This is a genomic window from Enterobacter sp. DN (genome assembly GCF_046054285.1).
Classification (GTDB): domain Bacteria; phylum Pseudomonadota; class Gammaproteobacteria; order Enterobacterales; family Enterobacteriaceae; genus Enterobacter; species Enterobacter hormaechei_C.
This window is the reverse complement of record NZ_JBJJTG010000002.1, coordinates 467251-488745: the sequence shown is the minus strand read 5'-3', so window position 1 is coordinate 488745 and position 21495 is coordinate 467251. Positions and strand designations below refer to the sequence as shown.

The following is a 21495-nucleotide window of genomic DNA, read 5'->3' as shown; positions in this document are numbered from 1 at the left end:
GTCGCAGCCGGAACGACGAAGATTATTTAGACAGTTTCTAAAGGTTCCTTCGCGGGCCACAAAGAGCTCGCAGGTGAACCCCGGCACGTACACGTGGTGTGCGTGGTAGTTTCTACGGCGAAAGTAAGCATAAAAATGCTTAAGGGATCACGATGCAGAACGGCGCAATGAAAGCCTGGCTGGACTCTTCTTACCTCTCTGGTTCAAACCAGAGCTGGATAGAACAGCTCTATGAAGACTTCTTAACCGATCCTGACTCAGTGGACGCAAACTGGCGTTCCATGTTCCAGCAGTTGCCTGGTACAGGGGTCAAACCGGATCAATTCCATTCAAAAACACGTGATTATTTCCGTCGTCTGGCGAAGGATGCCTCACGTTACTCTTCTGCGATTTCCGACCCTGACACCAATGCGAAGCAGGTTAAAGTCCTGCAACTTATCAACGCTTATCGCTTCCGTGGTCACCAGCATGCGAATCTCGATCCGCTGGGACTGTGGCAGCAGGAACGTGTAGCGGATCTTGATCCGGCTTATCACGATCTGACCGAGGCCGATTTCCAGGAAAGCTTTAACGTAGGTTCCTTTGCCATCGGCAAAGACACGATGAAGCTGGGCGATCTGATTGACGCGCTCAAGCAAACCTACTGCGGCTCCATCGGCGCGGAATATATGCACATTACCTCCACCGAAGAGAAACGCTGGATCCAGCAGCGTATCGAATCCGTGGCAGGCCACGCGAATTTCTCAGCAGAAGAGAAAAAACGTTTCCTCAGCGAACTGACCGCAGCGGAAGGCCTTGAGCGCTATCTGGGCGCGAAATTCCCTGGCGCAAAACGCTTCTCACTGGAGGGCGGCGATGCGTTAGTCCCGATGCTGAAAGAGCTGATTCGTCATGCCGGTAAGAGCGGCACGCGCGAAGTGGTGCTGGGCATGGCGCACCGTGGTCGCCTGAACGTGCTGGTTAACGTGCTGGGTAAAAAGCCGCAGGATCTGTTCGACGAATTTGCGGGTAAACATAAAGAGCACCTCGGCACCGGTGACGTGAAGTACCACATGGGCTTCTCGTCAGATATCGAAACCGAGGGCGGTCAGGTTCACCTGGCGCTGGCGTTTAACCCGTCGCACCTGGAAATCGTCAGCCCGGTGGTTATCGGTTCCGTGCGTGCGCGTCTGGATCGTCTGGACGAGCCGAGCAGCAATAAAGTGCTGCCAATCACCATTCACGGTGATGCGGCGGTCACAGGGCAGGGCGTGGTTCAGGAAACCCTGAACATGTCGAAAGCGCGTGGTTATGAAGTGGGCGGTACCGTTCGCATCGTAATCAACAACCAGGTGGGCTTCACCACCTCTAACCCGCTGGATGCGCGTTCCACCCCGTACTGCACCGACATCGGTAAAATGGTTCAGGCACCCATCTTCCACGTTAACGCGGATGACCCTGAAGCCGTTGCTTTCGTTACCCGTCTGGCGCTGGACTTCCGTAACACCTTCAAGCGCGACGTGTTCATTGACCTCTTCTGCTACCGCCGTCACGGCCACAACGAAGCGGATGAGCCAAGTGCAACCCAGCCGCTGATGTACCAGAAAATCAAAAAACACCCGACGCCGCGTAAAATCTACGCTGACAAGCTGGAAAGCGAAAAAGTGGCGACGCTGGAAGATGCGACCGAGATGGTCAATCTTTATCGCGACGCGCTGGATGCGGGTGAATGCGTAGTGAAAGAGCTGCGCCCAATGAACATGCACTCCTTTACCTGGTCGCCGTATCTCAACCACGAGTGGGACGAGAGCTACCCGAACAAGGTTGAGATGAAGCGTTTGCAGGAACTGGCTAAACGCATCAGCACCGTGCCGGAAGCGATCGAGATGCAGTCCCGCGTGGCCAAGATCTATGGCGATCGCCAGGCAATGGCGGCGGGTGAGAAGCTGTTCGACTGGGGCGGCGCGGAAACGCTGGCCTATGCGACGCTGGTTGACGAAGGTATTCCGGTTCGTCTGTCCGGTGAAGATGCGGGTCGTGGCACCTTCTTCCACCGTCATGCGGTTGTACACAACCAGTCTAACGGTTCAACGTACACTCCGCTTCAGCACGTGCATAACGGTCAGGGCCAGTTCAAGGTCTGGGACTCCGTGCTGTCAGAAGAAGCGGTTCTGGCCTTCGAATACGGCTACGCCACCGCAGAACCCCGCACCCTGACCATCTGGGAAGCGCAGTTCGGTGACTTCGCCAACGGTGCGCAGGTCGTCATCGACCAGTTCATCTCCTCCGGTGAGCAGAAGTGGGGCCGTATGTGCGGTCTGGTGATGCTGCTGCCGCACGGCTATGAAGGACAAGGTCCGGAGCACTCCTCCGCGCGTCTGGAGCGTTATCTGCAACTCTGCGCCGAGCAGAATATGCAGGTTTGCGTGCCGTCCACTCCGGCTCAGGTTTACCACATGCTGCGTCGTCAGGCGCTGCGCGGTATGCGCCGTCCGCTGGTGGTCATGTCGCCAAAATCCCTGCTGCGCCATCCACTGGCGGTCTCCAGCCTGGAAGAGCTGGCAAACGGCACCTTCCTGCCGGCCATCGGTGAAATTGACGAGCTGGATCCGCAGGCCGTTAAGCGTGTCGTAATGTGTTCTGGTAAGGTTTATTACGACCTGCTGGAACAGCGCCGTAAGAACGATCAGAAAGATGTCGCCATCGTGCGTATCGAACAGCTTTATCCGTTCCCGCATCAGGCGATGCAGGAAGTGCTGAAACAGTACGCTCACGTTCATGATTTTGTCTGGTGCCAGGAAGAGCCGCTCAACCAGGGCGCATGGTATTGCAGCCAGCATCATTTCCGTGAAGTGATTCCATTTGGGTCTGCCCTGCGTTATGCAGGTCGCCCGGCCTCCGCCTCTCCGGCGGTAGGGTATATGTCCGTTCACCAGAAGCAGCAACAAGATCTGGTCAATGACGCGCTGAACGTCGATTAATTAAAGGATACATAATGAGTAGCGTAGATATTCTTGTTCCCGACCTGCCTGAGTCCGTAGCAGATGCAACCGTCGCCACCTGGCACAAAAAACCAGGCGACGCGGTAACCCGTGACGAAGTGCTGGTAGAAATCGAAACTGACAAAGTGGTACTGGAAGTACCGGCTTCAGCGGATGGCATTCTGGATGCAGTCCTGGAAGATGAAGGTACGACCGTCACTTCTCGCCAGATCCTGGGTCGCCTGCGTGAAGGCAATAGCGCGGGCAAAGAGTCCAGCGCCAAATCTGAAGAGAAAGCGTCTACTCCGGCCCAGCGCCAGCAGGCGTCTCTGTCCGATCAGACCAATGACGCGCTCAGCCCGGCGATCCGTCGCCTGCTGGCTGAGCACAGCCTCGATCCGGCAGCCATCAAAGGCACCGGCGTGGGTGGCCGTCTGACGCGCGAAGACATCGACAAGCATCTGGCAAAAGCGCCTTCTGAGGCGAAAGCGGAAGCGAAAGCCCCTGCGGCAGCACCAGCGGCACAGCCAGCTCTGGGCGCACGTAGCGAAAAACGCGTGCCGATGACCCGCCTGCGTAAGCGCGTGGCCGAGCGTCTGCTGGAAGCGAAAAACTCCACCGCGATGCTGACCACCTTTAACGAAGTCAACATGAAGCCAATCATGGATCTGCGCAAGCAGTACGGTGACGCGTTTGAAAAACGTCACGGTATCCGTCTGGGCTTCATGTCCTTCTACGTAAAAGCGGTAGTTGAAGCGCTGAAACGCTACCCGGAAGTGAACGCGTCTATCGATGGCGATGACGTGGTTTACCACAACTACTTCGACGTCAGCATGGCGGTTTCTACCCCACGCGGCCTGGTTACCCCGGTTCTGCGTGACGTGGATACCCTGGGTATGGCTGACATCGAGAAGAAAATCAAAGAGCTGGCCGTGAAAGGCCGCGACGGCAAGCTGACCGTTGAGGACCTGACTGGCGGTAACTTCACCATTACCAATGGTGGTGTGTTCGGCTCGCTGATGTCTACCCCGATCATCAACCCGCCGCAGAGCGCGATCCTGGGTATGCACGCCATTAAAGATCGTCCAATGGCGGTAGACGGTAAAGTTGAGATCCTGCCGATGATGTACCTGGCGCTCTCTTACGATCACCGCCTGATCGACGGCCGCGAGTCCGTAGGCTTCCTGGTTGCCATTAAAGAGCTGCTGGAAGATCCAACGCGTCTGCTGCTGGACGTCTAGTTTTTGCAGTCTTGCCCGGCGGCGCGTTGCTTGCCGGGCCTACAAAAGCACTACCTAACGATTACCTGAAGGATGGATAGAACACATGAACTTACATGAATATCAGGCCAAACAGCTGTTTGCCCGGTATGGCTTACCGGCTCCGGTGGGTTATGCCTGTACTACCCCGCGTGAAGCAGAAGAAGCCGCGTCTAAAATCGGTTCCGGCCCGTGGGTAGTTAAATGTCAGGTTCACGCTGGTGGCCGTGGTAAAGCGGGCGGTGTGAAGGTTGTTAAGAGCAAAGAAGAGATCCGTGCGTTTGCTGAACATTGGCTCGGCAAGCGTCTGGTAACCTACCAGACAGATGCGAACGGCCAGCCGGTTAACCAGATCCTGGTTGAAGCGGCAACCGACATCGCGAAAGAACTGTACCTCGGCGCAGTCGTAGACCGTAGCTCCCGTCGCGTGGTGTTCATGGCGTCTACCGAAGGCGGCGTGGAAATCGAAAAAGTGGCGGAAGAAACCCCGCACCTGATCCACAAAGTGGCTATCGATCCGCTGGCTGGCCCAATGCCTTATCAGGGCCGCGAGCTGGCATTCAAGCTGGGTCTGGAAGGCAAGCTGGTTCAGCAGTTCACCAAGATCTTCATGGGCCTGGCGAACATCTTCCTGGAGCGCGATCTGGCGCTGATCGAAATCAACCCGCTAGTGATCACCACTCAGGGCGACCTGATCTGCCTCGACGGCAAGCTGGGCGCTGACGGCAACGCGCTGTTCCGCCAGGCGGATCTGCGTGAAATGCGCGACCAGTCTCAGGAAGACCCGCGTGAAGCGCAGGCTGCACAGTGGGAGCTGAACTACGTCGCACTGGATGGCAACATCGGCTGCATGGTTAACGGTGCGGGCCTGGCAATGGGCACCATGGACATCGTTAAGCTGCACGGCGGTGAGCCAGCGAACTTCCTCGACGTGGGCGGTGGCGCAACCAAAGAGCGCGTAACCGAAGCGTTCAAAATCATTCTCTCTGACAGCAACGTGAAAGCGGTTCTGGTGAACATCTTCGGCGGTATCGTACGTTGCGACCTGATCGCCGACGGTATCATCGGCGCGGTAGAAGAAGTGGGCGTTAACGTTCCGGTTGTTGTACGTCTGGAAGGGAACAACGCTGAACTCGGCGCGAAAAAACTGGCTGACAGCGGCCTGAATATTATTGCAGCGAAAAGTCTGACGGATGCAGCTCAGCAGGTTGTTGCCGCAGTGGAGGGGAAATAATGTCCGTTTTAATTAATAAAGATACCAAGGTTATCTGCCAGGGCTTCACCGGTAGCCAGGGGACTTTCCACTCCGAACAGGCGATTGCCTACGGTACGCAGATGGTTGGCGGCGTAACGCCAGGTAAAGGCGGCACCACGCACCTGGGCCTGCCGGTGTTCAACACCGTGCGTGAAGCGGTAGAAGCGACGGGCGCAACCGCGACCGTGATCTACGTACCGGCGCCGTTCTGCAAAGACTCTATTCTGGAAGCGATCGACGCAGGCATTAAGCTGATCATCACCATCACCGAAGGCATCCCGACGCTGGATATGCTGACCGTGAAGGTGAAGCTGGACGAAGCAGGCGTGCGCATGATCGGCCCGAACTGCCCAGGCGTTATCACTCCAGGCGAATGCAAAATCGGCATCATGCCGGGCCACATTCATCGCCCAGGCAAAGTGGGTATCGTGTCCCGTTCCGGTACCCTGACCTATGAAGCGGTTAAGCAGACCACCGACTACGGTTTCGGCCAGTCCACCTGCGTGGGCATCGGCGGTGACCCGATCCCGGGCTCTAACTTCATCGACATCCTGAAGCTGTTCCAGGAAGATCCACAGACCGAAGCGATCGTGATGATCGGTGAGATCGGTGGTAGCGCGGAAGAAGAAGCGGCTGCTTACATCAAAGATCATGTGACCAAGCCGGTGGTGGGTTACATCGCGGGTGTGACCGCGCCGAAAGGCAAACGTATGGGTCACGCGGGCGCGATTATCGCAGGCGGTAAAGGTACGGCTGATGAGAAATTCGCAGCACTGGAAGCCGCAGGCGTGAAAACCGTTCGCAGCCTGGCGGATATCGGTGAAGCACTGAAATCCATCATTAAATAAGTCCTCTCTGCTCCCCGAATGGGGCGCGTTGAAGTATAAAAAAATGTCCGTTTCGACATGGTTGGCCGCTGTAAAGCGGCCTTTTTTTATTGCCTGCGTTTAGCCACCAGAGTGAATTTATAGTCGTCGGTGTTAAACACGTTGCGACTGTATTCAAATACCCGGCCGTCTTTCAGAAAGCCGCGAGAGACTTTTTCCAGAATCGGTTTCGCCGGATCGAGCGCCAGGGCGGCAATCGCCTCGTCCGATGGCATGACTGGCACCAGCTCCTGCTCGCTGCGATCGATCACCATCTTTTTGATCTGCTCAATGTAATGGTATTTCGACTGTTCCATCACTTCCCAGGTGAGGTCGGGGAACATCGCCAGCGGCATCCATGTCTCTTCCAGATTCACCGGCTTTTCCCTGATGAAGCGTACGCGCTTGACGTGCCAGACCTTATCATCCGGATTGAGCGCAAGTTTTGCCGCGAGCCGCTCATCGGCTTTCACCACTTCGAAGACGCTGACGTCGCTGTGCGTATCGACGTTGCGATCCGCTAACTTTTCGTAAAAGCCGGTGAGCTGATAAATATCGTAATTCACCCGCTCCTCTTTTACATACGAGCCGCTGCCCTGAATACTTTCGATGATCTGCTCGTCGGCGAGCAGCTTCAAAGCCTGCCGCACGGTGACCCGGCTGACGCTAAACGCCTCCTGAAGGCTGGATTCCGTCGGCAGCGCGTCGCCAGGTTTTAACTCACCGGCATTAATTTTCTCGCGGAACGCATCGGCGATCTGCCGGTACATCGGTTTATTGCCCATTGTGTCGCGCCTTTTTAATACGTTTTCAGGGAATTATGCCTTCAGTGGTAAATTTGTAAATAATACAAATAAGATACAAATATCGGTGTTAGTGAAAATGATCACATAAATGTATTGTCCGGTCTGCCACAATCCTGTCCAGACAATAACTTTGGATAGGTGAGGATCTTATGAACCTGACGACTCTGACCGACCCACGTGCTGTCTGCGTGCAGGCGCAGTTTACCAGCCGTGATGAGGCAATCAGTCAGCTTGCGACGCGGCTGGAGGCGTTGGGCAAAATAGCCGACGCCGATACGTTTCTGGCAGACGTTTTCCATCGGGAATCGCTTGGCCCGACGGCGCTGGGCGAGGGGCTGGCGGTACCTCATGGTAAATCAGTGGCGGTAAACGAAGCGGCTTTTGCCGTGGCCACACTGCGTGAGCCGCTGGCCTGGGAAGGTGTGGACGGACCGGAGGAGGTTGAGCTAATTTTTCTGCTCGCCATTCCTCCCGCACAAGCGGGATCAACGCATATTCAGGTCCTGACGGAACTGACGTCTCGCCTGGCGGATGACGAGCTCAGGGCGCGCGTGATGACGGCGACCAGCGCGGAAGCGGTGCTTGCGGCGCTGGAAACAGCGCCTGACGCACAAGAAACCGCCGTTGCGGAGAATGCCCCGACGATCGTCTGCGTTACCGCCTGTCCGGCCGGGATCGCCCATACCTACATGGCAGCGGAGTATCTCGAAAAAGCGGGACGTAAGCTCGGCGTCAATGTGGTGGTCGAAAAGCAGGGGGCAAATGGTATTGAGGGGCGCATCACCGCGCAGCAGTTGCAGGAGGCAAAAGCGTGTATCTTCGCGGCGGAAGTGGCGATCAAAGAGCGTGAGCGTTTTCAGGGGATGCCCGCCATTTCCGTGCCCGTCGCGGAACCCTTACGCCATGCGGAAGCGCTCATTGAGCGTGCGCTGGCGCTACAGCCTGTATCCGATGCGCGTCCTGCGCACGTCGACACGGACGCGAAAAAGTGCGTTAAAACCGAACTCAAGCAGGCGCTGCTCAGCGGTATCTCCTTTGCGGTACCGCTGATTGTCGCCGGCGGTACGGTGCTGGCGGTGTCGGTACTGCTTGCGCAAATCCTGGGCTTGCAGCATCTGTTCGATCAGGAAAATTCGTGGCTGTGGATGTACCGCAAACTGGGCGGCGGGATGCTCGGTATTCTGATGGTGCCTGTTCTGGCGGCCTATACCGCTTACTCGCTGGCGGATAAACCTGCGCTAACGCCGGGCTTTGCGGCGGGTCTTGCCGCCAATATGATCGGCTCTGGTTTTCTCGGGGCCATCGTCGGCGGGCTGATTGCGGGCTACCTGATGCGCTGGGTAAAAAACCACATCCGGCTGAGTAGCCGCTACAACGGCTTTCTGACCTTTTATCTCTATCCGGTGATTGGCGTGCTGGGCGCAGGCAGCCTGATGCTGTTTGTGATCGGCGAACCGGTAGCCTGGATCAATAACGCCCTGACCGCCTGGCTTAACGGTCTGTCCGGCGCGAATGCGCTGCTGCTGGGGGCGATCCTGGGCTTTATGTGCTCGTTCGATCTGGGCGGTCCGGTCAACAAAGCCTCTTACGCGTTCTGTCTGGGAGCGATGGCCAATGGCGTATACGGGCCTTATGCGATTTTTGCCTCCGTCAAAATGGTATCGGCCTTTACCGTGACGGCATCAACGATGCTGGCTCCGAACCTGTTCAAACAGTTCGAGATTGAAACCGGCAAGTCCACCTGGCTGCTGGGGCTGGCGGGCATCACCGAAGGGGCAATTCCGATGGCTATCGAGGATCCGTTGCGGGTCATTGGCTCATTTGTTCTGGGGTCAATGGTGACCGGAGCGATTGTCGGGGCGATGGGGATTGGGCTCTCCACCCCCGGCGCGGGCATTTTCTCGCTCTTCTTACTGCATGATGCCGGGCTGGGCGGCGTGATGGCCGCTGTCGGCTGGTTTGGCGCCGCGCTGGCTGGCGCCGCAATCTCTACGCTCATTTTACTGCTCTGGCGACGCCAGGCCGTGAAGAGCGGCACCTACGTGACTGAAGACATACCATCGTAAACACGCACTGACAGGAAACGAAGATGAAAGCTGTATCTCGCGTTCATATCACGCCACATATGCACTGGGACCGGGAGTGGTACTTCACCACCGAAGCGTCACGTATTCTTCTGGTCAATAATATGGAAGAGATCCTCACTCGTCTTGAGCAGGACGCAGAGTATAAATACTACGTACTCGACGGCCAGACGGCGGTGCTGGAAGATTATTTTGCCGTGAAACCGGAAAACAGGCCACGCGTGAAGGCACTGGTGGCGGCCGGGAAGCTGATTATCGGGCCGTGGTATACCCAGACGGATACCACCCTTGTTTCCGGCGAGTCGATTGTCCGAAATCTGATGTACGGTATACGCGACTGTCTGGCCTTTGGCGAGCCGATGAAAATTGGCTATCTGCCGGACTCCTTCGGCATGTCTTCCCAGCTGCCGCACATTTACAACGGTTTTGGCATCACGCGCACCATGTTCTGGCGCGGGTGTTCCGAGCGGCACGGTACCGATAAAACCGAATTTCTCTGGCAAAGTCAGGACGGCAGCGAAGTGACGGCACAGATGCTACCGCTGGGCTACGCGATTGGTAAGTACTTACCGGAGGATGAGGCCGGGCTGCGCAAACGGCTCGACACGTACTTCGAGGTGCTGGAAAAAGCCTCCGTGACGAAAGAAATTTTACTGCCTAACGGCCATGATCAGATGCCGCTCCAGCAGAACATCTTTGCGGTGATGGATAAGCTGCGCGAAATCTATCCGCAGCGTCAGTTTGTGATGAGCCGCTTCGAGAAGGTGTTTGACCACATTGACGTGCACCGCGATGAACTGGCGACGCTGAAAGGGGAGTTTATTGACGGTAAATATATGCGGGTGCACCGGACGATAGGCTCCACGCGGATGGACATTAAAATCGCCCACGCCCGGATAGAGAATAAAATCGTCAACGTCCTTGAGCCGCTGGCCACGCTTGCCTGGACGCTGGGCTTTGAGTATCACCACGGTTTGCTGGAAAAAATGTGGAAAGAGATCCTCAAGAATCACGCCCATGACAGTATCGGCTGCTGCTGTAGTGACAAAGTGCATCGTGAGGTGATGTCACGCTTCGAGCTGGCGGAAGACATGGCCGATAACCTGACATGCTTCTATATGCGCAAGATTGTCGACAACATGCCACAGAGCGAGGAAGACAAACTGGTGATGTTTAACCTCACGCCCTGGCCGCGTGAGGAAGTGATTAACACCACGATACGTCTGCGCGCCAGCCAGTTCCGCCTGCTGGACGATAGGGGGAATGAAATCCCTTACTGCCTGCGCAGCGCGCGTGAAATCGACCCCGGCTTGATTGACCGGCAGATTGTGCATTACGGTAACTACGATCCCTTTATGGAGTTTGATATCCAGCTCAATCAGATCCTGCCATCAATGGGTTACCGCACGCTCTATATCGAGCCGCACGTGGCCGGCAAGCTGCTGGCGGCAGAAAAATCGTCGGAGGCGTTGCTGGAAAATGCTTTCTGGGAAATAACGTTAAACGACGACGGCACCCTGCGTCTGCTCGATAAAGCGTCCGGGCTTATCTATGACCGCGTGCTGGAAATAGAAGAGAGCTCGGATGATGGCGATGAGTACGACTACTCGCCTTCACGGGAAGAGTGGAGACTCACTTCCGCTCAGGGCGAGCATGAGGTTGAGGTGATCCACGAGGCCTGGCAGAGCAGGGCGGTGATCCGCCATCGCATGGCGGTGCCGGCGGATCTCGCCGAACGTTCTGCGCGTCAGCAGACGGGAACGCTTGAGGCAGAACTCACGGTCACGCTCAGCCATAACAGCCGACGTATCGACGTTGAGGCGCGTCTCGGAAATCACGCGGATGACCACCGTGTGCGGGTGCTGATCCCGACGCCATTTACCACAGACACGGTGTTAGCCGATACCCAGTTCGGTTCGCTGACGCGACCTGTACAGGATGAAGCGATGGCGAACTGGCAGGAGGAGGGCTGGAAGGAAGCGCCGCTGCCGGTGTGGAATCTGCTCAACTACGCGGTGCTCCAGGAACGGCGTAACGGAATGGCGCTGTTTACCGAAGGGTTGCGCGAATTTGAAGTGACTGGCGAGCGTCAAAAAACGTTTGCCCTGACGTTGCTTCGCGGCGTGGGGGTGCTTGGGAAGGAAGATTTACTGCTGCGCCCCGGCAGACCGTCCGGGATCAAAATGCCGGTGCCGGATTCGCAGATGCGGGGCCAGTTAACCTGTCGCTTTAGCCTGTTCAGTTTTAATGGTACGCCAGTCAGTGCTGGCGTTGCGCAGCAGGCGAAGTCGTGGTTAACGCCAGTGCACTGTTATAACAAAATCCCGTGGGATGCGATGAAGCTTAACCGCGCCTCTTTCACCACTCCCTGTAGCTATAGCCTGCTAACGCTGGCGCCTAACGGATGCGTACTCAGTGCGCTGAAAAAAGCGGAGGATCGTGACGAGATGATTCTTCGTCTGTACAACCCTTCGGAGACCCGCTCCTGTGACGTGGCTTTGTCTGTGAACCGTGAGGTCCAGGCCTGTTGCGAAACGGACATGAATGAGGTGTGCAAGGCGCAAGGGGAGGAGGGTTCAGCCATTACGGGACCGTTCCGGCCAGGCCAGTCACGCACCTTTAGCATAAAAATTGAAAGGTAATCCTCCGAACAAAATAAAGGCCGCAGGAATGCGGCCTTTATTTCATCAAATAGTCACGAAAGGGTGTTAATTTTAAGATTATTAAAGGTGAATGAAATGTAATCGCTTCGGCGGGTAGCAAAGCGAAAGAAAAATACTGTGAAGCAGATAACATTATATGTTTATCTTCCGGCAAAATGCGTTTTTTCTTGCGCGTTAATAAAAATCACAACTGTTTATATTATCTTCTGGCTTTTATAACCAATAACGCCTTTAAATATACATATTGTTAACAAGGTTTTTACTATCCGCACCACAAAGAAACATCATTAACAGCTCTGACTGTTTTTGATTTAAATCAATGTTTAATACTTGGAAAAAGGCTCCGAAAGGCGTTAAATTGTTCCCGATCAAAATGGCCGAAAAGTGGTAATTTTGCTATAAATTGATCGCCGTCGAAAAACGTAAATCTGTTCGAATAAAAACCTGTTTATTGTAAGGGTTTTGCAGCGTATTATATTTACGGGATCAATTTGGTTTTTTCTTAACGTATTTGTAACCTTTCATCATTGCTTTTTCCTCATGTAGAGAATAAGCAACGAAGAAGGGAAGCAGATTACTTTGTATTGGGGCATGCGTGTGGATCCTTATCTAACGGGGTTCACTCTCGGAGTCTTCATGCGATGAGCAAGGAGTCATAATGTTAGACGTAGTCGAACTGTCGCGCTTACAGTTTGCCTTGACCGCGATGTACCACTTCCTGTTTGTGCCGCTGACGCTCGGTATGGCGTTCCTGCTGGCCATCATGGAAACGGTTTACGTCCTCTCCGGCAAACAGATTTATAAAGATATGACCAAGTTCTGGGGCAAGTTGTTTGGTATCAACTTTGCGCTGGGCGTGGCAACCGGTCTGACCATGGAGTTCCAGTTCGGGACAAACTGGTCTTACTATTCCCATTATGTGGGGGATATTTTCGGTGCGCCGCTGGCCATTGAAGGTCTGATGGCCTTCTTCCTCGAATCCACCTTTGTAGGTCTGTTCTTCTTCGGTTGGGACCGTCTGGGTAAAGTCCAGCATATGGCGGTAACCTGGCTGGTGGCATTAGGCTCCAACTTGTCCGCACTGTGGATCCTGGTGGCGAACGGCTGGATGCAAAACCCAATCGCATCTGATTTCAACTTCGAAACCATGCGTATGGAGATGGTCAGCTTCGCTGAGCTGGTCCTGAACCCGGTTGCTCAGGTTAAATTCGTTCACACCGTGGCGTCTGGCTATGTGTGCGGCGCGATGTTCGTGCTGGGCATTAGCTCCTACTATATGCTGCGCGGCCGCGACTTCGCCTTTGCCAAGCGTTCTTTCGCTATCGCAGCAAGCTTCGGTATGGCCGCGATTCTTTCCGTTATTGTTCTGGGTGATGAATCCGGTTACGAAATGGGCGACGTGCAGAAAACCAAACTCGCCGCAATTGAAGCTGAATGGGAAACCCAGCCGGCACCGGCAGCGTTTACCCTGTTCGGCGTGCCTGACCAGGAAGCGCAGGAAAACCGCTTCGCCATTCAAATTCCTTACGCTCTGGGTATTATCGCCACGCGCTCCGTCGACAAACAGGTGACTGGCCTGAAAGATCTGATGGTGCAGCATGAAGAGCGTATCCGTAACGGGATGAAAGCCTACTCGCTGCTGGAACAGCTGCGCGCCGGCTCTACCGACCAGGCCGTTCGCGATCAATTTAACGACGTGAAGAAAGACCTCGGTTACGGTCTGCTGCTGAAACGCTATACCCCGAACGTCTCCGACGCGACGGAAGCGCAGATTCAGATGGCAACCAAAGACTCTATTCCACGCGTTGCGCCGCTGTACTTCGCGTTCCGCATCATGGTGGGTTGCGGCATTATCATGCTGCTGATCATCGCGGCCTCGTTCTGGTCAGTCATTCGTAACCGTATCGGTGAGAAAAAATGGCTGCTGCGCACCGCGCTGTACGGTATCCCACTGCCATGGATTGCTATCGAGTCCGGCTGGTTTGTTGCGGAATATGGCCGTCAGCCGTGGGCGATCGGTGAGGTGCTGCCAACAGCGGTAGCGAACTCCTCCCTGACCGCAGGCGACCTGATCTTCTCCATGCTGCTCATTTGCGGTCTGTACACCCTGTTCCTGGTGGCTGAACTGTTCCTGATGTTCAAGTTCGCGCGCCTTGGCCCAAGCAGCCTGAAAACCGGTCGCTACCACTACGAGCAGTCTGTTGCGACTACTCAGCCGGCACGCTAAGACAGGAGTCATCAAATGATCGATTATGAAGTATTGCGTTTTATCTGGTGGCTGCTGATCGGTGTTCTGCTGATTGGTTTCGCGGTCACCGATGGTTTCGACATGGGCGTGGGCATGCTCACCCGTTTCCTCGGTCGTAATGACACCGAGCGTCGAATCATGATCAACTCCATCGCCCCGCACTGGGACGGTAACCAGGTGTGGCTGATCACCGCAGGCGGCGCGCTGTTCGCTGCCTGGCCGATGGTCTACGCGGCTGCGTTCTCCGGCTTCTATGTGGCGATGATTCTGGTGCTGGCTTCTCTATTCTTCCGTCCGGTGGGTTTCGACTACCGTTCCAAGATTGAAGACACCCGCTGGCGTAACATGTGGGACTGGGGCATCTTCATCGGTAGCTTCGTTCCACCGCTGGTCATTGGTGTGGCGTTCGGTAACCTGTTGCAGGGCGTACCGTTCCACGTCGACGAATATATGCGTCTGTTCTACACCGGTAACTTCTTCCAGCTGCTGAATCCGTTTGGTCTGCTGGCAGGCGTGGTGAGCGTGGCGATGATCATCACCCAGGGGGCAACCTATCTCCAGATGCGTACCGTAGGTGAACTGCATCTGCGTTCCCGCGCTACCGCTCAGGTGGCAGCGCTGGTGACGCTGGTCTGCTTCGCTCTGGCAGGCGTGTGGGTGGTGTATGGTATTGATGGATACGTGGTGACGTCCGCTATCAACCATGCTGCACCGTCTAACCCGCTGACCAAAGAGGTGGCGCGTCAGGCCGGTGCATGGCTGGTGAACTTCAACAATACCCCTGTGCTGTGGGCTATCCCGGCTCTGGGTGTGCTGCTGCCACTGCTGACCGTGCTGACGTCTCGTCTGGAGAAAGGCGCTCTGGCGTTCGTATTCTCTTCCCTGACGCTGGCGTGCATCATCCTGACGGCCGGTATTGCGATGTTCCCGTTCGTGATGCCATCCAGCACCATGATGAATGCCAGCCTGACCATGTGGGATGCAACGTCCAGCCATATGACGCTGAACTTAATGACCTATGTGGCTTGCGTGTTCGTTCCGATTGTTCTGGCTTACACCATCTGGTGTTACTGGAAAATGTTCGGTCGTATCACTAAAGAACATATCGAAAGCAACACCCACTCTATTTACTAAGTAAGGAGCTGAATATGTGGTATTTCGCATGGATTTTAGGGACGCTTCTTGCCTGTGCGTTTGGTGTCATCACTGCCCTGGCGCTTGAGCATGTAGAAGCGACCAAAGCAGGTGAAGAAAAGCACTAATGAATATTATCGCAACGTTATATGCGGTAATGGATAAGCGCCCCTTGAGGGCGCTTTCCCTCATTATGGCATTACTGCTGGCAGGCTGTATCTTCTGGGACCCGTCGCGCTTCGCGGCGAAAACCAGCGAGCTTGAAATCTGGCACGGCTTCCTGATTATGTGGGCGGTGTGCGCAGGCGTGATTCACGGTGTCGGCTTTCGTCCGAAAGCGCTACACTGGCAGGGCATCTTCTGCCCACTGATTGCCGATCTGGTTCTCCTCGCCGGTTTGATTTTCTTCTTCTTCTGAATAAGAAATGTCCGTTAACGTTATGGGCTTACCCTGGCCCATAAAAATTTACTCTCCGTTTACTTTCTCCCATTCCAAACCATCATTCCCGCGCGTATAGTAGCGAAGTTTGAAAGCTCCAACTTTTCTTGTATTACCGGGATGTAAAGTGAATACAACGCTGTTTCGATGGCCGGTACGTGTCTATTACGAAGATACCGATGCCGGTGGTGTGGTCTACCACGCCAGCTACGTTGCTTTTTATGAACGGGCACGCACAGAGATGCTGCGCCATCATCACTTTAGTCAACAGGTGCTGTTGGCTGAGCGAGTTGCCTTCGTGGTACGCAAGATGACGCTTGAGTATTTTGCGCCTGCCAGACTCGACGATATGCTCGAAGTCCAAACAGAAATTACATCAATGCGCGGAACTTCACTGGTTTTCACGCAGCGGATAGTCAATGCAGAGAACACGGTACTGAACTCAGCTGAAGTCCTGATTGTCTGTGTTGATCCAACCATAATGAAGCCTCGTGCGCTTCCTAAGTCTATTGTCGCGGAGTTTAAGCAGTGACTGACATGAATATCCTTGATTTGTTCCTGAAGGCAAGCCTTCTGGTTAAACTTATCATGTTGATTTTGATTGGTTTTTCAATCGCATCCTGGGCCATCATCATCCAGAGAACGCGTATCCTCAATGCCGCTGGCCGCGAAGCCGAAGCGTTTGAAGATAAGTTCTGGTCGGGTATTGAGCTTTCTCGTCTGTACCAGGAAAGCCAGGGACGCCGTGATAACCTTTCAGGCTCCGAACAAATTTTCTATAGCGGTTTCAAAGAGTTCGCTCGCTTACATCGCGCTAACAGCCATGCGCCGGAAGCCGTGGTAGAAGGGGCGTCGCGTGCGATGCGCATCTCCATGAACCGCGAACTGGAAAATCTTGAAACGCATATTCCTTTCCTCGGAACCGTTGGCTCCATCAGCCCGTATATCGGCCTGTTTGGTACGGTGTGGGGGATCATGCACGCCTTTATCGCCCTTGGGGCGGTGAAGCAGGCAACGTTGCAGATGGTTGCGCCGGGTATCGCAGAAGCACTGATCGCGACCGCAATCGGTCTGTTCGCCGCAATTCCGGCGGTAATGGCGTACAACCGTCTGAACCAGCGCGTGAACAAACTGGAACTGAACTACGACAACTTTATGGAAGAGTTCACCGCGATTCTGCATCGTCAGGCGTTTACCAGCACCGAGAGCAACAAGGGGTAAACCATGGCCAGATCGCGTGGACGAGGTCGTCGCGAGCTCAAGTCCGAAATCAATATCGTTCCGTTACTGGACGTGCTGCTGGTGCTGCTGCTGATCTTTATGGCGACGGCGCCCATCATCACCCAGAGCGTGGAAGTTGATCTGCCGGATGCGACAGAATCACAGGCGGTAAGCACCAATGACGATCCTCCGGTCATCATTGAGGTTTCCGGCGTAGGGCAGTACAGCGTGGTGGTAGAGAAAGATCGTATGGATCAGCTTCCGCCAGAGCAGGTTATTGCTGAAGCGCAACGACGCCTGGAGTCAAATCCGAAGACGGTCTTCTTAATCGGTGGTGCGAAAGACGTACCATATGATGAAATTATCAAAGCGCTGAACTTGCTACATAGCGCGGGCGTTAAGTCAGTTGGCTTAATGACTCAGCCTATTTGATCATCTGCGTAGTTTTTGGGAACCGATAGTGTCAAAGGCAACCGAACAGAACGACAAGCTTAAGCGAGCGATAATCGTCTCCGCAGTGCTGCACGTAATTCTTTTTGCAGCGCTGATCTGGAGTTCGTTCGATGAGCACCTTGATGCATCAGGCGGCGGTGGTGGCTCGTCCATCGACGCCGTCATGGTGGATCCCGGTGCGGTAGTGCAGAACTATAATCGTCAGCAACAGCAGCAGGCGAGCTCTAAACGTGCTGAAGAGCAGCGAGAAAAACAGGCGCAACAGCAGGCGGAAGAGCTGCGTGAAAAGCAGGCCGCTGAGCAGGAACGTCTGAAGCAGCTAGAGAAAGAGCGTTTGCAGGCGCAGGAAGCGGCGAAAGAGCAGGCAGAGCAGCAGAAGCAGGCTGAAGCCGCTGCGAAGAAGGCGCAGGAACAGCAGAAGCAGGCGGAAGAGGCGGCAGCCAAAGCCGCGGCTGATGCAAAAGCGCAGGCTGACGCACAGGCGAAATTAGCGGCTGACGCGGCGAAGAAAGCCGCTGCTGATGCTCAGAAAAAAGCGGAAGCAGAAGCTGCGAAGAAAGCCGCTGCTGATGCCCAGAAGAAAGCGGAAGCAGAAGCTGCGAAGAAAGCCGCTGCTGATGCCCAGAAGAAAGCGGAAGCAGAAGCCGCGAAGAAAGCCGCTCAGGAAGCAGAGAAGAAAGCTGCTGCCGATGCTGCGAAGAAAGCGGCTGCTGCCGAGAAGGCTGCGGCTGAAAAAGCGGCTGCCGCTGAAAAAGCTGCGGCTGATAAAAAAGCTGCTGCCGAAAAAGCCGCAGCCGACAAGAAAGCTGCCGCTGAAAAAGCCGCTGCCAGGAAGGCCGCTGCTGAAAAAGCTGCCGCTGAAGCAGCCACCGCTGACGATATCATTGGCGACCTGAGCTCCGGTAAGAATGCACCGAAAACGGGCGGTGGGGCGAAAGGAAGTAACGCAGCACCGGCAGGAAGTGGTAACACTAAGAACAACGGTGCCTCTGGTGCTGAGATCAACGACTATAAGAATCAGATTGCTGCGGCTATTGCCAGCAGACTTAACGATAAATCGCTCTATACCGGGAAAACCTGCCGACTGCATATTAAACTGGCTACGGATGGTATGGTGCTGAGCGTTGAGTCAGAAGGGGGAGATGAAGCGTTATGCCAGGCTGCACTTGTGGCAGTGAATCAGGCAAAACTGCCAAAACCTCCGTCACAGGCTGTCTATGAAGTGTTCAAAGACGCTTCGCTGAACTTTAAGCCATAAGCAGAGCTGCGGTTATCGGGTTCTGATAGTTTTGTGTATTTGAGTTTGTTAACCTTCTGCTAAATTATCCAGGACTTATTGTTCGGATAAGGGAGATATGATGAAGCAGGCATTACGATTAGCTTTTGGTTTTTTAGTACTGTTGACGTCAGCAGTGCATGCCACAGTAAGCATCGACATTACCGACTGGAACGACTCAGCGCGTCCAATCGGTGTCGTTCCGTTCCAGTGGGCAGGCCCGGGCGCTGCGCCTGAAGATATTGGCGGCATTGTTGCAGCTGACCTGCGTAACAGCGGTAAATTTAACCCCTTAGATCGTTCTCGTCTGCCGCAGCAGCCGGGTACCGCTCAGGAAGTTCAACCTGCTGCATGGTCTGCACTGGGTATTGATGCCGTGGTTGTCGGACAGGTTACTCCTGCGCCAGACGGCGGCTATAACGTCGCTTATCAGCTGGTGGATACCGGCGGTGCGCCGGGTACCGTTCTGGCTCAAAACACGTATAAGGTGAACAAGCAGTGGCTGCGTTACGCAGGCCATACGGCGAGTGACGAAGTGTTTGAGAAGCTGACCGGTATTAAAGGTGCGTTCCGTACTCGTATCGCGTACGTAGTACAGACCAACGGCGGCCAGTTCCCTTATGAGCTGCGCGTCTCTGATTACGATGGCTACAACCAGTTCACCGTACACCGTTCACCACAGCCGCTGATGTCTCCGGCATGGTCTCCGGACGGCTCTAAGCTGGCGTACGTGACCTTCGAAAGCGGCCGTTCCGCGCTGGTCATCCAGACGCTCTCTAACGGTGCTGTGCGTCAGGTTGCGTCATTCCCGCGTCACAACGGTGCGCCTGCGTTCTCTCCGGACGGTACCAAACTGGCGTTTGCCCTGTCTAAAACCGGTAGCCTGAACCTGTACGTGATGGATATTGGTTCTGGTCAGATCCGTCAGGTCACGGATGGTCGTAGCAACAACACTGAGCCAACCTGGTTCCCGGACAGCCAGAATCTGGCCTTTACGTCTGACCAGGCAGGTCGTCCACAAGTTTATAAAGTGAATATCAACGGCGGAGCAGCGCAGCGTATTACCTGGGAAGGTTCTCAGAACCAGGATGCTGACGTCAGTGCCGATGGTAAAACAATGGTAATGGTCAGTACTGCGGGTGGTCAGCAGCACATTGCCAAACAAGATCTGGTAACGGGGGGCGTACAAGTACTGTCGTCAACGTTCCTGGATGAAACGCCAAGTCTGGCACCTAACGGCACCATGGTAATCTACAGCTCTTCTCAGGGGATGGGATCCGTGCTGAATCTGGTTTCTACAGATGGGCGTTTCAAAGCGCGTCTTCCGGCAACTGATGGACAGGTAAAATCACCTGCCTGGTCGCCGTATCTGTAATAATAATTAATTGATTACTAAAGGAATCTTAGAAATGCAACTGAACAAAGTGCTGAAGGGGCTGATGATCGCTCTGCCTGTTATGGCAATCGCAGCGTGTTCTTCTAACAAGAACGCAAGCAATGACCAGAGCGGCGAAGGCATGATGGGTGCCGGCACCGGTATGGACGCTAACGGCAATGGCAATATGTCTTCTGAAGAGCAAGCGCGTCTTCAGATGCAGCAGTTACAGCAGAACAACATCGTTTACTTCGATCTGGATAAATACGACATCCGTTCTGACTTCGCTGCAATGCTGGATGCGCACGCAAACTTCCTGCGTAGCAACCCGTCTTACAAAGTCACCGTAGAAGGTCATGCGGACGAACGTGGTACTCCGGAGTACAACATCTCCCTGGGTGAACGTCGTGCAAACGCTGTTAAAATGTACCTCCAGGGTAAAGGCGTTTCTGCTGACCAGATCTCCATCGTTTCTTACGGTAAAGAAAAACCAGCAGTACTGGGTCACGACGAAGCGGCTTACTCCAAAAACCGCCGTGCCGTACTCGTTTACTAAGAGAATTGCATGAGCAGTAACTTCAGACATCATCTGATGAGTCTGTCGTTACTGGTTGGAATAGCGGCCCCCTGGGCCGCTTTTGCTCAGGCACCAATCAGTAGTGTCGGCTCAGGCTCGGTAGAAGACCGGGTCACTCAACTCGAGCGTATTTCTAACGCTCACAGCCAGCTTTTAACTCAACTCCAGCAGCAGCTTTCCGATAACCAGAATGATATTGATTCCCTTCGTGGTCAGATCCAGGAGAGTCAGTATCAGCTTAATCAGGTTGTGGAGCGCCAGAAGCAAATTTTGTTGCAGATGGATAGCCTGAACAGCGGCGGAGCAGCAGCACAGCCAGCAGCAGGCGATCAAAGCGGTGCGGCAACGCCTGCACCTGCGGCAGATGCCTCCGCGTCGTCTGGTGCGCCTGTACAGAGCGGTGACGCGAATACGGACTACAACGCGGCCATTGCCCTGGTGCAGGACAAATCGCGCCAGGACGATGCTATCGTTGCGTTTCAGAACTTCGTTAAGAAGTACCCTGATTCCAATTACCAGCCAAATGCGAACTACTGGCTGGGTCAGTTGAATTACAACAAGGGTAAAAAGGATGATGCGGCGTTTTATTTTGCCTCTGTGGTGAAAAATTACCCGAAATCACCGAAAGCGCCTGATGCGATGTATAAAGTCGGCGTGATCATGCAGGACAAAGGCGACACTGCAAAAGCCAAAGCGGTTTATCAGCAGGTGGTTGCAAAATTCCCGGGTACAGACGGCGCCAAACAAGCGCAAAAACGTTTGAGTTCGATGGGTTGATTATCGCATGACCAGAAATCGCGTCATTTCTGGTCGTGCAGCATGATTCCTAAGCAGTTAAGTGATCTTCATCGAAATTTTTGTTGCGCAGAATTCTTAAAT

Annotated in this window: 18 protein-coding genes; 17 read left to right on the top strand and 1 reads right to left on the bottom strand. The window is 54.6% G+C overall.

The window, feature by feature from the left end; translation table 11 throughout:
• Positions 1-152 precede the first annotated feature (152 nt).
• The 4 genes from sucA to sucD all read left to right on the top strand — a co-directional run bounded on the left by sucA (position 153) and on the right by sucD (position 6322).
• Positions 153-2960, top strand: a complete 2808-nt coding sequence (gene sucA, locus ACJTMZ_RS06905) for a 2-oxoglutarate dehydrogenase E1 component (protein WP_003858615.1) — start codon at positions 153-155, stop codon at positions 2958-2960.
• A 14-nt stretch (positions 2961-2974) separates the two neighbouring features.
• Entirely contained in the window at positions 2975-4201 is a 1227-nt protein-coding gene (odhB, locus tag ACJTMZ_RS06900) for a 2-oxoglutarate dehydrogenase complex dihydrolipoyllysine-residue succinyltransferase (RefSeq protein ID WP_003858613.1), read from the top strand.
• A gap of 85 nt (positions 4202-4286) precedes the next feature.
• Entirely contained in the window at positions 4287-5453 is a 1167-nt protein-coding gene (sucC, locus tag ACJTMZ_RS06895) for an ADP-forming succinate--CoA ligase subunit beta (protein WP_033486397.1), read from the top strand.
• A complete protein-coding gene (gene sucD, locus ACJTMZ_RS06890; protein WP_003858609.1) occupies positions 5453-6322 on the top strand; it encodes a succinate--CoA ligase subunit alpha in 870 nt (289 codons plus the stop codon). Before sucC ends, sucD begins: the two co-directional genes overlap by 1 nt.
• 86 nt (positions 6323-6408) lie before the next feature.
• Here the strand turns inward: sucD and ACJTMZ_RS06885 are convergent, their stop codons facing one another.
• Complete coding sequence (locus tag ACJTMZ_RS06885) at positions 6409-7125, bottom strand: GntR family transcriptional regulator (protein WP_017384967.1); 717 nt, start codon at positions 7123-7125, stop codon at positions 6409-6411.
• 170 nt (positions 7126-7295) lie between these two features.
• Between ACJTMZ_RS06885 and mngA the strand changes: the two genes are divergently transcribed.
• From mngA to cpoB, 13 genes are all read left to right on the top strand, one after another.
• On the top strand, positions 7296-9212 hold the full coding sequence (mngA, locus tag ACJTMZ_RS06880; RefSeq protein WP_047365456.1) for a PTS 2-O-a-mannosyl-D-glycerate transporter subunit IIABC: 1917 nt from the start codon (positions 7296-7298) through the stop codon (positions 9210-9212).
• Between the two features lie 23 nt (positions 9213-9235).
• Positions 9236-11872, top strand: coding sequence for a mannosylglycerate hydrolase (gene mngB, locus ACJTMZ_RS06875; protein ID WP_252010886.1), 2637 nt, complete (start codon positions 9236-9238; stop codon positions 11870-11872).
• A gap of 679 nt (positions 11873-12551) precedes the next feature.
• On the top strand, positions 12552-14120 hold the full coding sequence (gene cydA, locus ACJTMZ_RS06870) for a cytochrome ubiquinol oxidase subunit I (RefSeq protein WP_003858601.1): 1569 nt from the start codon (positions 12552-12554) through the stop codon (positions 14118-14120).
• A gap of 15 nt (positions 14121-14135) precedes the next feature.
• Positions 14136-15275, top strand: a complete 1140-nt coding sequence (gene cydB, locus ACJTMZ_RS06865; protein ID WP_252010885.1) for a cytochrome d ubiquinol oxidase subunit II — start codon at positions 14136-14138, stop codon at positions 15273-15275.
• A gap of 14 nt (positions 15276-15289) precedes the next feature.
• A complete protein-coding gene (gene cydX, locus ACJTMZ_RS06860; RefSeq protein ID WP_003858598.1) occupies positions 15290-15403 on the top strand; it encodes a cytochrome bd-I oxidase subunit CydX in 114 nt (37 codons plus the stop codon).
• Positions 15403-15693, top strand: a complete 291-nt coding sequence (ybgE, locus tag ACJTMZ_RS06855; protein WP_003858596.1) for a cyd operon protein YbgE — start codon at positions 15403-15405, stop codon at positions 15691-15693. The genes cydX and ybgE overlap by 1 nt, the downstream gene beginning before the upstream one ends.
• 148 nt (positions 15694-15841) lie before the next feature.
• Complete coding sequence (gene ybgC, locus ACJTMZ_RS06850) at positions 15842-16246, top strand: tol-pal system-associated acyl-CoA thioesterase (RefSeq protein WP_003858593.1); 405 nt, start codon at positions 15842-15844, stop codon at positions 16244-16246.
• Positions 16243-16935, top strand: coding sequence for a Tol-Pal system protein TolQ (tolQ, locus tag ACJTMZ_RS06845; RefSeq protein WP_003858590.1), 693 nt, complete (start codon positions 16243-16245; stop codon positions 16933-16935). The genes ybgC and tolQ overlap by 4 nt, the downstream gene beginning before the upstream one ends.
• A gap of 3 nt (positions 16936-16938) precedes the next feature.
• Entirely contained in the window at positions 16939-17367 is a 429-nt protein-coding gene (gene tolR / locus ACJTMZ_RS06840) for a colicin uptake protein TolR (RefSeq protein WP_003858589.1), read from the top strand.
• A gap of 28 nt (positions 17368-17395) precedes the next feature.
• On the top strand, positions 17396-18646 hold the full coding sequence (gene tolA, locus ACJTMZ_RS06835) for a cell envelope integrity protein TolA (RefSeq protein ID WP_252010884.1): 1251 nt from the start codon (positions 17396-17398) through the stop codon (positions 18644-18646).
• A 100-nt stretch (positions 18647-18746) separates the two neighbouring features.
• Positions 18747-20039 carry a Tol-Pal system beta propeller repeat protein TolB gene (tolB, locus tag ACJTMZ_RS06830; RefSeq protein WP_017384962.1) on the top strand — a complete coding sequence of 431 codons (1293 nt, stop codon included), beginning with the start codon at positions 18747-18749 and terminating at the stop codon, positions 20037-20039.
• 34 nt (positions 20040-20073) lie between these two features.
• Complete coding sequence (gene pal, locus ACJTMZ_RS06825) at positions 20074-20595, top strand: peptidoglycan-associated lipoprotein Pal (protein WP_003858578.1); 522 nt, start codon at positions 20074-20076, stop codon at positions 20593-20595.
• Positions 20596-20604: 9 nt separating this feature from the next.
• The gene (gene cpoB / locus ACJTMZ_RS06820) at positions 20605-21393 is read left to right on the top strand and encodes a cell division protein CpoB (protein ID WP_252010883.1); all 789 of its coding nucleotides are present in this window, start codon (positions 20605-20607) and stop codon (positions 21391-21393) included.
• The last annotated feature ends 102 nt before the right edge of the window (positions 21394-21495 follow it).